This is a genomic window from Corynebacterium sp. HMSC065D07 (assembly GCF_001810695.1).
Classification (GTDB): domain Bacteria; phylum Actinomycetota; class Actinomycetes; order Mycobacteriales; family Mycobacteriaceae; genus Corynebacterium; species Corynebacterium hesseae.
The window spans coordinates 1-12,584 of the sequence record NZ_KV802422.1; the positions used below are offsets into that span (position 1 = coordinate 1).

At 58.2% G+C, this 12,584-nt stretch carries 14 protein-coding genes; 13 read left to right on the top strand and 1 reads right to left on the bottom strand.

Annotated features, from left to right (window positions below; translation table 11 throughout):
• Positions 1-73: 73 nt before the first annotated feature.
• The 3 genes from HMPREF2760_RS00855 to HMPREF2760_RS00860 are packed head-to-tail and all read left to right on the top strand — an operon-like array spanning position 74 to position 1,240.
• Positions 74-580, top strand: a complete 507-nt coding sequence (locus HMPREF2760_RS00855; protein ID WP_141746427.1) for a hypothetical protein — start codon at positions 74-76, stop codon at positions 578-580.
• A gap of 19 nt (positions 581-599) precedes the next feature.
• Positions 600-827, top strand: coding sequence for an HNH/ENDO VII family nuclease (locus HMPREF2760_RS13180; RefSeq protein ID WP_083304457.1), 228 nt, complete (start codon positions 600-602; stop codon positions 825-827).
• Positions 824-1,240, top strand: a complete 417-nt coding sequence (locus HMPREF2760_RS00860; RefSeq protein WP_070524775.1) for a hypothetical protein — start codon at positions 824-826, stop codon at positions 1,238-1,240. The genes HMPREF2760_RS13180 and HMPREF2760_RS00860 overlap by 4 nt, the downstream gene beginning before the upstream one ends.
• Positions 1,241-1,435: 195 nt before the next feature.
• Here HMPREF2760_RS00860 and HMPREF2760_RS12685 read toward each other — a convergent pair whose 3' ends face one another.
• A complete protein-coding gene (locus HMPREF2760_RS12685; RefSeq protein ID WP_141746426.1) occupies positions 1,436-1,756 on the bottom strand; it encodes a hypothetical protein in 321 nt (106 codons plus the stop codon).
• Positions 1,757-1,980: 224 nt separating this feature from the next.
• On the opposite strand from HMPREF2760_RS12685, the gene HMPREF2760_RS00870 reads away from it, so the two are divergent.
• The 10 genes from HMPREF2760_RS00870 to HMPREF2760_RS00915 all read left to right on the top strand — a co-directional run bounded on the left by HMPREF2760_RS00870 (position 1,981) and on the right by HMPREF2760_RS00915 (position 12,432).
• Positions 1,981-2,919: a tetratricopeptide repeat protein gene (locus HMPREF2760_RS00870; protein WP_070524779.1), complete on the top strand. Its 939-nt coding sequence runs from the start codon at positions 1,981-1,983 to the stop codon at positions 2,917-2,919.
• Complete coding sequence (locus HMPREF2760_RS00875; RefSeq protein ID WP_070524845.1) at positions 2,919-3,902, top strand: HAD-IIA family hydrolase; 984 nt, start codon at positions 2,919-2,921, stop codon at positions 3,900-3,902. The genes HMPREF2760_RS00870 and HMPREF2760_RS00875 overlap by 1 nt, the downstream gene beginning before the upstream one ends.
• Before the next feature lie 191 nt (positions 3,903-4,093).
• Positions 4,094-4,903 (top strand): TlyA family RNA methyltransferase, encoded by an 810-nt coding sequence (locus HMPREF2760_RS00880; RefSeq protein WP_070524781.1) that lies wholly within the window; start codon positions 4,094-4,096, stop codon positions 4,901-4,903.
• Positions 4,900-5,811 (top strand): NAD kinase, encoded by a 912-nt coding sequence (locus HMPREF2760_RS00885; protein WP_070524783.1) that lies wholly within the window; start codon positions 4,900-4,902, stop codon positions 5,809-5,811. Before HMPREF2760_RS00880 ends, HMPREF2760_RS00885 begins: the two co-directional genes overlap by 4 nt.
• Before the next feature lie 38 nt (positions 5,812-5,849).
• A complete protein-coding gene (gene recN / locus HMPREF2760_RS00890) occupies positions 5,850-7,526 on the top strand; it encodes a DNA repair protein RecN (protein WP_070524786.1) in 1,677 nt (558 codons plus the stop codon).
• A gap of 26 nt (positions 7,527-7,552) precedes the next feature.
• The gene (steA, locus tag HMPREF2760_RS00895; protein ID WP_070524788.1) at positions 7,553-8,737 is read left to right on the top strand and encodes a putative cytokinetic ring protein SteA; all 1,185 of its coding nucleotides are present in this window, start codon (positions 7,553-7,555) and stop codon (positions 8,735-8,737) included.
• A complete protein-coding gene (locus HMPREF2760_RS00900; RefSeq protein ID WP_070524790.1) occupies positions 8,737-9,696 on the top strand; it encodes a copper transporter in 960 nt (319 codons plus the stop codon). Before steA ends, HMPREF2760_RS00900 begins: the two co-directional genes overlap by 1 nt.
• The gene (locus HMPREF2760_RS00905) at positions 9,697-10,335 is read left to right on the top strand and encodes an NUDIX domain-containing protein (protein WP_070524793.1); all 639 of its coding nucleotides are present in this window, start codon (positions 9,697-9,699) and stop codon (positions 10,333-10,335) included. It begins immediately after the preceding gene.
• A gap of 41 nt (positions 10,336-10,376) precedes the next feature.
• A complete protein-coding gene (gene xerD / locus HMPREF2760_RS00910; RefSeq protein ID WP_070524847.1) occupies positions 10,377-11,255 on the top strand; it encodes a site-specific tyrosine recombinase XerD in 879 nt (292 codons plus the stop codon).
• A gap of 46 nt (positions 11,256-11,301) precedes the next feature.
• Positions 11,302-12,432: a hypothetical protein gene (locus tag HMPREF2760_RS00915; RefSeq protein ID WP_070524795.1), complete on the top strand. Its 1,131-nt coding sequence runs from the start codon at positions 11,302-11,304 to the stop codon at positions 12,430-12,432.
• Positions 12,433-12,584 lie beyond the last annotated feature (152 nt).

Genomic DNA, 12,584 nt, shown 5'->3' on the forward strand with positions numbered 1-12,584 from the left:
GTAAAAGAAGCGGAACTAAACCCAGGACGCTTCAGAGTGAGACGTTCGACCAAAGGCTCATGCAGCAGAGAAGATGCTTCTTGCACCGCGCCTTGAGCGCATCGGCTTATTAGAATCCTTCATATCAGTGCCTTGGCGGGAAAGTAAGGAGTACGCGATGCGGTTCAGCCAAACGTCAGCTACGTTCTCTCATTCCTACAACGCGGCCTTCCTCAAGGACCTGAAGTCCGTGCGCTTCAGCACACAGAATGGCGCTCCTTCCTCTTCCAGGTTTCTCGAGACATTTTTGTCGAAGGGGCTAATACCGCAGGTACGTGATGGGCTCGGCGGTTTGCTGTTCTTAGTCATTATGGTCGTGGCCTCGGCCTGCATTTTCCTCTTCGCTCTTCTGCTAAATGGCTTTGATATCTCGTGGCTGCTTGCGTTCTTTCTTGGCGCGTTGTTGTGTTGTCACTTATGTGTTGTCGCGCGTCAGTGGGTGTTGTGTATCAACAGACTGGTAGACAGGTATTCAATCCGCACAAAGAGGTGTGCCTTCCCCGGGAAGTTGGTGGTGGAATTGGCAACAATGTCGATTTAATGAGGCATGGCGCGCCCCTATGGGGATAGATCGAAACCCGGTGAATTTGCACCATATCGGCCAAGATGATCGAACAGCTGTAGTAGAAATTACAAAACAGATGCACACAGAAAACGCTAAAGTTCTCCCTTTATTCCACAGAATGAATGGGAGCGGGTTTCCAACAGATGTAACCCTTGACGCCCGCGCATCCTTTAGGGAGTGGAGACACACATACTGGAAAGAAAAGGCATTGGACTACCTATGACCGGTCAGAAAAAACTCTCAGATAAGCTACTCTCATACTTGTACGGCCACGGACTAAGTAAAAGTGAACTGTCTCAGCTGAAGTCGGTGGCTCCATCTTGGATTCCCGAACAATACTTCCAATTCTGGAAGCATTACACGGCCTTTTCTCCGCCATCGTTAGTTTTCTTCACACCTGCCCCATACGGAGTCTATGAAAACGCCTTCGAAGGGTTTCTAGAAGATTTCCGGTCAGTCGATCTTGTCGATTCAAAACGCTTCTTCCCAGTAGCCTATGATGACGGTTTTGTCTGGGGCGTCTTCGAACAGAAGCCCAATGGGTCGGTTATATGTGGAATGTACGATTTTCAAGAAAAGGACTACGTTGAAGGCCCCTTCAAGACATTCGAGGAGTGGGTTCACAGCTACGGATAAACAGGCTTTGCGAGCCCGGCTCAACTGGATGAATTAACGACGTACTAAATGATCGGAAAGTGGCACAGACGGCACTCCTGGTGCGGCCTTCTAACCGCCAATGACTTCGAAGCACTCACATCAGCTACACCAACCCAAGCAGCATAGCTAACCCCCGACGTGTCTACTTTCCGGGGGTCAGGCCCGTTCACGTGTCTAATTCGCCTCGCCTGGAACAATGGTTGGATTGACTTCTACCCTGTGTTCTTGGGCAGTTTCTTCTGTAGTGAAGGGCACCCCCGAACAGGAAAGAAGCACTACCTGTATGCGACGAAGGGTCTTGTTCTCGCTCCAAATGGCGATTCCCGTTGCATTGAAGTGTGCGTCGAAGGAGTTAGCCCAAACCGGATGGGTATGCAGGGCGTAGCCCTGGCCCGGGATGCCGAAAGGATTCGTCTTAACGCCATGCGCAACAACGGTTGGACCTTTTGGGCAGTCGTCCGTGGTATGCCATTGGAGCACGGAAGCGTAGAGCATGGACTTAGCTCTTCGCAGGTGGCTGCGGGATTAGAGTGCGTGCGTGATGAGTGGCGTTTGGATGAGGTTGCCTGGCCGCCGAATAGTGTGTAGTCGCCAAACTGGGGCCGTAGGTTGTGGGGGACTTCACTAGCAGATGGTTCGTATTGCCGTTTCTGGGGCCGTGACCTGTAGACTGGTTCGGTACATACGGACACGTCTACCGCAGAAAGTGCATGGCTTTAATGTCTGAATCCAACTCCCGTAACCACGGCCGTGGCCGCGAAGGTTCCGCAGAAGGCAACCGTGGGCACTACGGCTCTGGGGGCCGCAAGTTTGAGAAGCACGGCGGCGCAGCGGGGCGTCGAGAAGAGCGTCGCGGTGATCGCCGAGACGACCGCCGAGGTGGCCGCGCAGGCGCTAAACCTCGCCGCAACGACCGCAATGGCCATGGCAGCGGCAAAAACAAGGTCTCGCACCCACAGCGTTCAGGCTACCGTGAGGAGCGCATCAATCGTCGTATGACAGATCCAGACCTGCCATCTGATATCGACATTACGGATCTTGATCCTTCGGTACTTCAGGATCTTTCGTCGCTCTCCAAGGAAAACTCCGAAGCCGTTGCTAAACACCTCATCATGGCGGCAACGTGGCTTGAGGACGACCCCCAACTATCGCTACGCCATGCACGTGCTGCCAAAGACCGTGCCGGACGTGTATCAGTCGTCCGTGAAATGAACGGAATCGCTGCATATAGGGCTGGAGAGTGGAAGGAAGCCCTTGCGGAGCTGCGTGCAGCGCGCCGCATTTCCGGTGGCCCTGGGCTGCTCGCCGTCATGGCTGATTGCGAGCGAGGCCTCGGGCGCCCAGAAAAGGCTGTTGATTTGTGGCGCGGCGAGGAGGCCAAGGAACTCGCGGCGGAGGACGCGATCGAGTTGGCTATCGTTGCTGCAGGGGCGCGATTGGACATGGGGCAGGCAGATTCCGCCGTAGTTACCATCCAACGCGCAAAGCCTTCTAAGGATTCCACGGGATTCTCGGCATGCCGCCTTTCCTACGCCTATGCCAATGCTTTGTTGGAGGCTGGCCGCAAGGAAGAGGCCCGGGAGTGGTTCCAGCACGCGATTGACATCGATGAAGGAGACTGGACCGACGCTGCAGAGCGTCTGGCCGAGTGCAAATAATGAGTATTCTCAAAACCCATGATTCATTGCTCCTCGATCTCGACGGAACAGTATGGGAGGGCGGACAGGCTCTCCAGTGTGTCGTCGACGTGGTGAATTCCTGCGGTATTCCTGCAGTTTATGTCACGAACAATGCATCCCGAAGCCCCCAAACCGTAGCCGGTATGCTCGGCGAGATCGGCTTGGAGACGGATGCGCAACACGTTGTTACCTCTGCGCAAGCCGTAGTCAAGATCGCTCGTGAGGAACTTCCGGCAGGCGCGAAAGTCCTCGTCATCGGCGCGGACTCATTCCGTTCACTGGCGCGTGAGGCGGGTTTCGATGTTGTACACAGTGCCGACGATAAGCCCGCCGCGGTCCTGCAAGGTATGGACAAGTCGGTGGGCTGGGAGCAGCTCTCCGAAGGCGCGTTGGCAATTAATCACGGCGCAAAGTTCTTTGCCTCCAACCTGGATACGTCTCTTCCGACGGAGCGCGGAATGGCTGTGGGCAACGGCTCGCTAGTCGCAGCTATCGTTTCAACTACCGGCGTAGAACCTATTTCGGCAGGTAAGCCGGAACCCGCTATGTTCACTCAAGCAGCTAAGCTCGTGGGCTCGACGAAGCCTCTAGCTGTAGGGGACCGCCTTGACACGGACATTGTTGGCGGCAACAACGCTGCAATGGATACCTTCCACGTCCTTACAGGAGTGTCCCGGGAGCTTGCTCTGATTGAAGCTACTGCGGAGGAACGCCCTGATTTCATTGGTGCAGGATTCCACGAGCTCTCCTTATCGGCCGCACAGGCGCGCCCAGGTTCCCAGGGAGGCTTCCGGGCACGGTTTGACGGCTACGACATTGTTCTTCAAGGCGGGAACGAGAAATCGACGTCGATCGAGGCGCTGCGCACTGTCCTCGAAGTTGCCTGGGCCGGTGCTGAGCCGCCTCGCTACATTCAGCCACGGAGTGAAGCCGCGGAGAGGGTTGTGTCTACATGGCGGTAAAGCCTCATGACCCGCGCGCGGTTTTGGCTCCCGAGAAGCTGGATGCGTCGCTCGCGGAGATTCTCAATGAACCAGCTGAGAGCCTTGAACAAGAACTTGTTCAGCTGGATCGCGCTCATACTGTGCTGCGGGATGCGCTCCAAGACAATTAGCGCTGACCGTCGAGGATTCTAAGGGAAGAGGAGCTTTTCATGCCACCGCAACGCCGCCGTCTCGACGCGGAGCTAGTGCGCCGAAAGATTGCGCGCTCACGGGAACAAGCCGTTGAGATGATCAAGGCCGGCCGCGTGACCGTCGGGGGCTTCAAGGCGATGAAGCCCGCGACGGTGGTTGAGCCCGAGGTATCTATCAAGGTTGAGGCCAGCGAGGGGGATGATTGGGCTTCGCGTGGCGCGCACAAGCTCCTTGGCGCTCTCGAGGCTTTCGACGTCGATCTTAGGGGAAAGCGTGTGTTGGACGCGGGGGCGTCGACTGGCGGCTTTACCGATGTGTGCCTGCGCCGCGGTGCCGCGGAGGTGCTATCTGTCGATGTGGGCTACGGGCAGTTGTTGTGGCGTTTGCAGAATGACGAACGGGTTACGGTGCTCGACCGCACTAACATTCGCCACCTGACACTTGAGCACACGAATGGTCCCTGCGACGCCATGGTTGGTGACCTATCGTTTATTTCCCTGAAGCTTGTACTGCCAGCGATTGCATCGTGCATGGCTGATGGCGCGTGGCTATTGCCCATGGTCAAACCACAGTTTGAGGTGGGCAAAGACCGGATAGGGTCCGGTGGTGTGGTGCGCTCTCCTGAGCTACGGGCGGAAGTAACCAAGGATGTCGCTATCTTCGCTCAGGGGCTCGGGCTCAGCGTGAAAGGCGTGGCAGCATCGCCGTTACCTGGACCAAGCGGCAATGTTGAGTACTTCCTTTGGTTGGTCAAGGATGGATTGTCCACCCCGGAAGATAGGCTTGATGCAATGATCGAGACGGCTATCAAGGAAGGACCCCAGTGAGCAGTAGTGTCGCCGCGGAGGGCACCAACCGCCGCGAAATTCTTCTTGTTCCGCACGCGAGCCGCGCGGATAATCTTGCCGCTACGCATCGCGCGGCGGAGCTGCTCCAGGAGGCAGGCATCAAGGTGCGCGTGTGCGCAGCGGATACCGTCCTTCCGGGCCTGCAGCATGTTCGGCATACGCCAGCTGCTGCCGAAGGTTGTGAATTGGTGCTGGTTCTTGGTGGCGATGGCACATTTTTGCGCGCGGCAGATATGGCGCGCGCCGTCGATGTTCCCGTGCTTGGAATAAACCTGGGCCACGTCGGCTTCCTGGCCGAGTGGGAAGCGGAGTCGCTCGACCGCGCGTTGGTGCGAGTTATCGAGCAATCCTATGAGGTCGAAGATCGGCTTACTATCGACGTCACCGTGTTCGATGCTGACGGGAAACTGCGTGAGCGTAGCTGGGCGCTCAATGAGGCGTCGATTGAGAATCTCAACCGCTCGGGGGTGCTGGACGCCATCCTCGAGGTGGATGGGCGCCCGGTATCTGCTTTTGGTTGCGATGGCGTGCTCATCTCCACTCCGACTGGATCCACGGCCTATGCCTTCTCCGCCGGCGGGCCAGTTCTGTGGCCTTCTCTTGATGCCATCCTGGTTGTGCCAAACAACGCGCATGCCTTGTTTACCAAACCGCTCGTGGTGTCTCCGGATTCGCAAGTCGCGGTGGAATCGGCGTCGGCGACGACTCCGGCTGTGGTTATCCTTGACGGCTTCCGGGAAGTCTCGATGCCTCCAGGTTCGCGCGCGGAGGTCGTTCGTGGTGAAAGGCCGGTGCGCTGGGTACGTCTAGATCAGCAGCCATTCACTGATCGTCTGGTGTCCAAGCTGCGCCTCCCCGTGGAAGGTTGGCGCGGGCCGCGTCACTAGGTTGTTTAGTGCGTATTCAGGAAGGAAGATAGCTCACCGTGCTCGTTGATATCAGCATCTCTGACCTCGGCGTGATTGAAAGCTCCGCAGCGGAACTATCGCCAGGACTCACCGTGCTCACCGGCGAAACCGGCGCTGGTAAGACCATGGTGGTAACCGGCCTACGCCTTCTCGCCGGCGGTCGCGCGGATGCATCACGTGTGCGCGATGGCGCCGCGAAAGCAGCCGTAGAAGGGCATTTTTCTTCCAGTTCTCTTGCCGTAGCGAAGGTAGTCGAAGAATCAGGCGGTGAGCCAGATGAAAACGGCGAGTTCATTGCCTCCCGCACGGTGTCGGCGGCGGGACGCTCACGCGCCTACTTGGGTGGGCGTTCAGTGCCAGCGGCGACATTGGGGGAGTTCGCCTCCCACCTGATTACTGTGCACGGTCAGAACGACCAGCTGCGTTTGCTATCTGCCGATCAACAATTGGCAGCGATCGATCGCTTTGAACCTGCGATTGACAAGGTTCGCACCGCATATACCGATGCGTTTAGCCACTGGCGCGCGTTGGCTAAGGACTATCAGCGTCGTACGGAATCACGGCGCGAGATGGCGCAGGAAGTTGACAGGTTGCAGTTCGCTATTAAGGAAATTTCCGAGCTCGATCCGCAACCAGGCGAAGATGCCGAACTCGTGACCCTTATTAAGCGCTTGCAAGATGTTGATGCTTTGCGTGAGGGCGCAGCCACCGCTCTCAGCGCTCTGGATGGGGGCGAAGGATTTGGGGATGAGGACACCGCCGTCAATCTTGTCGGCGCCGCCGAATCAGCACTCGCTGGGGCAAGTGATACCGAGCTCGCTCGCCTAGGGGAGCGCGTTAGCGAAGTCACCGCGCAATTGACCGATATCGCTGCCGAGCTCACGACGTATTTGAGCGATCTACCCGCCGATCCCAACCTCCTCGAGGAATCCCTACAGCGCCAACAGGAGCTCAAGCGGCTTACCCGCAAATATGCTGCTGATATCGATGGAGTCTTGGCCTGGCGGGATGCCGCTGAGGCCAAACTCGCTACGTTGGATACCTCTACCGAGGCCCTCGAGGCCTTAAAGAAGGAGGTAATGGAGGCCGAAAAGACGATGGTGTCCAAAGCCGAAAAGCTCACTGCCGCTCGCACCAAGGCCGCGAAGAAGCTCGGGGCTCAGGTTACCGAGGAAATTCATGGTCTGGCCATGCCGAACTCCATCTTGACGGCCGTCGTCAAGAAAACGAAGTACTCCAAGTCCGGCGCGGATGAGGTCGAATTTCAACTCAACGGTAAGCCCCTGGCTTCTGCGGCCTCGGGCGGTGAGCTCTCGCGCGTCATGCTGGCCATGGAGGTAGTTTTGGCCAGCGGCGACGGGACCACCTTGGTCTTCGACGAGGTGGATGCCGGCGTCGGTGGCCGCGCGGCGGTGGAGATTGGGCGTCGTCTAGCGCGGCTGTCCACCACCAACCAGGTCATTTGTGTCACCCACCTGCCGCAAGTGGCCGCCTATGCGGACTCACACTTGCACGTGTCGAAGGAGAAATTCACGTCGGGTGTTGCGGATCTGGCCGCCGAGGAGCGCGTTGAGGAGCTCGCGCGTATGCTCGCTGGCCTCGATGACACCGAGACGGGCCGCGCGCATGCACAAGAGCTCTTCGATAGGGCTCAAGCAGAAGTCGAGACTTTCCGCGCGCCTTCCACACCTTGAGCCCCTAACAGGGGAAACTGTCAGACATGAGTCTGTTTTCCCGTAATACCGATCTGCCTGGAGAACACGGCGCGCTGCGTGATTGCACCCCGGGTGGCAAGGGCATGAAGAAGTTTAGCGCTGGTGACTTCGCAGTCATCAACGCCGCCAATATCTCCCGCCAAGAGGCCCAGACCCTCGTGGATATGAAGCCGGCCGCCGTGATCAACGTCGCGGAGTTCTCCACTGGTTCTATCCCGAATTATGGACCCCACATGCTTCTCGACGCCGATGTCACCCTCATCGAGGGCGTAGGCCAAGATTTTGTGGACAATTTCAAGGATGGAAAGAAGGCGCGTCTGACCGAAGACGGCGCCATTTTTGCGGGCGATACCCAGCTTTCTTCGGGAACGGTGGTTACCCGCGACCGGGCGGAGAAGAATTTTGCTTCTGCCCAGCAGGAACTCATCGATCATATGGAGGCATATTTCGGTAACTCCATTGAGTTCATTCATTCTGAAGGTCCGCTGCTCATCGATGGCCTGGGTGTTCCCGATGCAGGGTCCGTCATGGCCGGGCGCAAAGTTCTCGTGGTCTCGCCCACTGAGGAACACCGCAAGAAGCTGACGCTCCTGCGCAACTTTATCCGCGAGTATGAACCCATCATTATCGGCGTGGATGCTGCCGCGGACACCCTGGTCGAGCTGGGGTACCAGCCTCACTTCATCGTGGGTAACCCCTCCGAGGTGAGCTCGGAAACCCTGCGCAGCGGTGCCCAGGTTATTCTCCCCGCCGAACCGGACGGTACTGCTGACGGGCTCGAGCGCATTCAGGATTTGGGGATTGGTGCGATGACCTTCCCTGCCGCTACGGATTCAGCTACCGATCTCGCGCTGTTGCTTGCGGACTACCACGAGGCTCAGATGATTGTTCAGGTTGGCGGATCCCTCGACCTCGACGACATCTTTGCTAACGAGCCGAATGCTACGCCCGCGGCTTTGCTGTGCCACATGAAGGCGGGCACGCGCCTGGTGGATGCGGACGCTGTTATCAACCTTTATTCCGCGCCAAATTCCGGAGCTATGGGATGGCTGTGGGCGCTGCTTGGCATCCTCGTAGCACTTGCCGTCGTTATTTTGATCGTCGGCTTGGGCGGCGATGAATCCTTCCTCCAGAACCTGATCGATACCTGGAATAACTTCGCGTTAAGCGTGCAGGAGTGGTTTAAGTAATGATGTCGCCTAAGTCCCTCATTATCACCGGCCTCGGTTTCGGCGCAGCCCTTGGCATTGCGTTGGGCACGCTGGTGATTGCTCCAAACATGGATTCCGGATCGGGTCCCGGGGGTGAATCGACCAGTGAGGTGCGCGAGAAATACGGAAAGCTGGTTCTTGACAACAACATCGCGGAGGCCCAGCTAGACTCTGCTGATTCCGTTATGGGAGATCTCGGCCGATACGTGGTGGATGGTTCCTTGGCGCAGCGCCCGGTCATGGTTGTGAGTATGCCCGATGCCGACGACGCCGACGTCAAGGCCGTCAAGGATTTGCTGGGTTCTGCAGATTCCACCGATGCAGGAAGCATCAAGCTGACTGAGAAGTTTGTAGCCCAAGAATCCGCGGACAAGCTTTTGTCCCTCGTTACCACCACGTTGCCGGCGGGAGCGAAGCTCGATAAAAAGAAGATTGATGCCGGCACACATGCTGGTCAGGCACTTGCGGCGGGGTTGATGATGGATGCTGAGACCACCGAGCCGCTTGCATCAGTTGATGATCGCGCGACCCTTTTGCGGGCTCTGCGCGATGCCGGCTACATCGACTACAAGGATGGCACTATTCTTCCTGCTCAGGCCGTGGTCGTCGTGGGCGGAGGCATGACCCCGGGAGAGGAAGACGACAGTGCTGCTGCGAAGTACGCCATTGATACGACGGTCAACTTCCTAGAAGGTTTTGATTCGGTGGATACCGCGATGGTTTATGCCGGGCGCGTGGAATCCGCCGGTGACGACGGCGTCTTGGATAAACTCCGAGCCGACAAGACGAAGATCAGCACCGTGGACTCCATTGATCACCCGGTGTCCCAGATGGCCAGTGTTTTAGCCGTGAAGGAACAACTCGATGGTGGCCACGGTGTGTATGGTTCTGCGGCGAATGCTGACAGCGCAGCGCCGGCGCTGCCGAAGGATCTCTAGATGTCACACCATTTTCGTACGGTGGGAACCGAGCTGCTTGTCGACGCCCCCATCATCGCCGTCCGCCGCGATGATGTCGTCATGCCGGGGGAGGTTATTGCTCAGCGAGAAGTTGTCGAGCACCTTGGTGCTGTGGCCGTTGTGGCGTTGGATGAGAACAACCGTATCGCCATGGTGGAGCAGTACCGGCATAGCGTCGGTAAGCGTCTGTGGGAGCTGCCGGCCGGCTTGCTCGATGTGAAGGGCGAAGACGAGCTAGGCGGCGCGCAACGCGAGCTCCAGGAAGAGGCCGGCCTGGTCGCCGAGGAATGGGCAGTGTTGACTGATCTGGTGACCTCCCCGGGATTCTGCGAGGAAGCCGTGCGCGTGTTCTTGGCGCGAGGCCTGTCGAGCGTGCCCAAACTCAACGCCGAAGGCGACGAGGAAGCTGACATGGGCTTTGCATGGGTTCCCCTTGCGGAGGCTGTCGAGCGCATCCTGGTGGGGGAGATTGTGAACTCCATTGCGGTGGCAGGAATCCTTGCGGCATTTGTCTGCGTGCGTGGGGATGCCACCCCGCGCTCAGTTGACTCTCCTTTCGAGCTGCGCCCGGAATCGATCGCGCACCGGCGCCCGGGTCCGGATCTTAAGCAGCTGTGACGCCCTCTAACCCCGCCGCAGCCGCCGGACAAGCTTGGTTGATGCACCTCATGGTGGAAAAAGGTGCCTCGAAGAATACGGTAAGTAATTACCGTCGAGACATTAACCGTTACGTTAATTGGCTTGCGGAATCTGGGATCACGGATTTGCGCCACGTAACCCGCTCGCACGTGGAGAACTACCTCGTTTACTTGCGTAAGAATCTTGCGCAGTCCTCTGCTAGTCGCGCTTTGGTTGTCGCTCGAGGGTTGCATAAGTTTGCCCTGGCCGAGGGGATGATTGAGGAAGACGTCGCGGCGGAGGTTTCCCCACCCAAGCGGGCGCAACCGCTGCCGGAGACTCTCAGCGTGGAGGATGTGGAGGCACTCCTCGATGCCATCCCTAGCGGAGATACTGCAACGCCCATTGATATCCGAGATCGCGCTCTATTGGAGATGCTGTATGGTACGGGCGCACGTATCTCCGAAATCATCGCGCTAAATGTGGACGATGTGACGGGTGAGGGGAGTGCTTCAGTTCGTGACATTGTGTTGTTGAGCGGCAAGGGCGATAAGCAACGGCTAGTTCCGCTGGGTTCACATGCGGTGACAGCGGTGGAGAACTACCTCGTGCGTGCCCGCCCTGTGCTGGCTACGGGAGCCTCTCACGCCCTGTTCCTCAATACTCGGGGCAAGTCTTTATCGCGGCAAAGCGCCTGGGCCGTGATCAAGACCGCAGCGCAGCGCGCCCACCTAAGTACTAAAATCTCTCCGCATACACTGCGTCACTCATTTGCCACCCATCTGCTCGAGGGCGGGGCTGATGTGCGTACCGTACAGGAGCTCTTGGGGCATTCTTCCGTGACGACGACACAGATTTATACCCACGTCACTGCGGATTCACTCCGCGAAGTGTGGCGCACTGCCCATCCACGCGCTTAAGAACGCCTAGAATCGTCACGACTTCAACCTAATGAAAAGGATATTTATGGCTTCAACCACTTCTTTGTCCCAAACCTATCGAGCGGTTGCGCTAGCTTCCGTGCTCTCCGTAGGTTCCCTTTCCGGCGTCGCGTCGGACATCGTGAGCGCAACTGGGGTGCTGCCAGGGTTCGGTACGGCCGCCGCCTCTGCACAAGACGCCACCATTCCGGTGCCGGCTGGTCAGACGACGACCGTTTCGCTGCCAGTTCCTGTCGACGTCAACGTGGCCTCCGATGGTTGGAACGTCACTGCTTCTGGCGGCAGCGCTACGGTGACCGCACCACCCGCGGGAGGACAAATCAGTGTGCCGGTGACCTACCAAGGCGTGACCATGACCATCGTGCTCGTGGCCGACGCCGACGTTACTGCCGATGATCTCAACGACGCAGCTGAGAACGGGGATCCGGGCCAGCTCGGCGGTGAGCAGCAGGACCACGAGAACCCGGACAATCCCGGGGGCAACGGGGGACCGGCGGGGAGCGAGAACTCCGATGACAGCGCAGGTGGTGGTGAGCAGAACGGAGGACAGCATCCCGCCGATGGCTCGGCGTCCGCTGCGGATGGCTCTGCTCAAGGCCACGTGCCTCCTCCGCGAACAGGCCGCGGGTGGGAAGGAATTGATGATTCGAATACTTCCTATGTGAACCTGGAATCCACGATTGACGGCCAAACAATCACTGCCAAGCTTGGGCTCAAACAGGCTCTCGACCTGTACAACCGCTTCAAGCACCTTGAGGATGACGGAGTCACGCTGCGCTACCTCAACGCGGAAGGCGAGTTCGTAGAGGGGGTCAAACGGGAGATCGACAAAGGCTCGCGCACCATGACCCTGACCTACCCAGAGGGGGCGGAGCCGGACAATCCTTTCATCATGCAATTCGTGAACAAGGACACTCAGTCCGCTGAGCTGGTAGTGACGCTTACCGATCCAACCCGTGAGAGCGCGAGTGAGGTGCCTGCGGAGCAGCAGCTGGATTCTGATGCAGCTGACAAGGCCGGGGGAGAGGAACAAGGAGACTCGGGGCTTGGAGTTGGCGCACTTGCAGCAGGTATCGCGGGCCTCGGAGTTATCGCGCTCATCGTGTGGCTCGCGCTTAAGGGACGCCGGTCGAAGGGAGCACAGGAGGACGCCTAATCTAGGCCATGGACTTTATTCACCGGTTTTCCTTAGCTATAATCGCGGCGCAGGCACCCACGGGGTACCCTATAATCACAAGGATGTAAGAATGCGGCGCCGCGTGTTGCTGCAAAGCCGAAGCGGAAAGACCGCAAAGGGGCCGTACAGGT

Coding starts and splice junctions, on each gene's coding strand:
- HMPREF2760_RS00875 (WP_070524845.1), top strand. CDS start 2,919: ATGAGTATTCTCAAAACCCATGATTCATTGCTCCTCGATCTCGACGGA.
- HMPREF2760_RS00855 (WP_141746427.1), top strand. CDS start 74: ATGCTTCTTGCACCGCGCCTTGAGCGCATCGGCTTATTAGAATCCTTC.
- HMPREF2760_RS00870 (WP_070524779.1), top strand. CDS start 1,981: ATGTCTGAATCCAACTCCCGTAACCACGGCCGTGGCCGCGAAGGTTCC.
- xerD (WP_070524847.1), top strand. CDS start 10,377: ATGCACCTCATGGTGGAAAAAGGTGCCTCGAAGAATACGGTAAGTAAT.
- HMPREF2760_RS12685 (WP_141746426.1), bottom strand. CDS start 1,756: ATGCTCTACGCTTCCGTGCTCCAATGGCATACCACGGACGACTGCCCA.
- HMPREF2760_RS00915 (WP_070524795.1), top strand. CDS start 11,302: ATGGCTTCAACCACTTCTTTGTCCCAAACCTATCGAGCGGTTGCGCTA.
- steA (WP_070524788.1), top strand. CDS start 7,553: ATGAGTCTGTTTTCCCGTAATACCGATCTGCCTGGAGAACACGGCGCG.
- HMPREF2760_RS00905 (WP_070524793.1), top strand. CDS start 9,697: ATGTCACACCATTTTCGTACGGTGGGAACCGAGCTGCTTGTCGACGCC.
- HMPREF2760_RS13180 (WP_083304457.1), top strand. CDS start 600: ATGGGGATAGATCGAAACCCGGTGAATTTGCACCATATCGGCCAAGAT.
- HMPREF2760_RS00900 (WP_070524790.1), top strand. CDS start 8,737: ATGATGTCGCCTAAGTCCCTCATTATCACCGGCCTCGGTTTCGGCGCA.
- HMPREF2760_RS00880 (WP_070524781.1), top strand. CDS start 4,094: ATGCCACCGCAACGCCGCCGTCTCGACGCGGAGCTAGTGCGCCGAAAG.
- HMPREF2760_RS00860 (WP_070524775.1), top strand. CDS start 824: ATGACCGGTCAGAAAAAACTCTCAGATAAGCTACTCTCATACTTGTAC.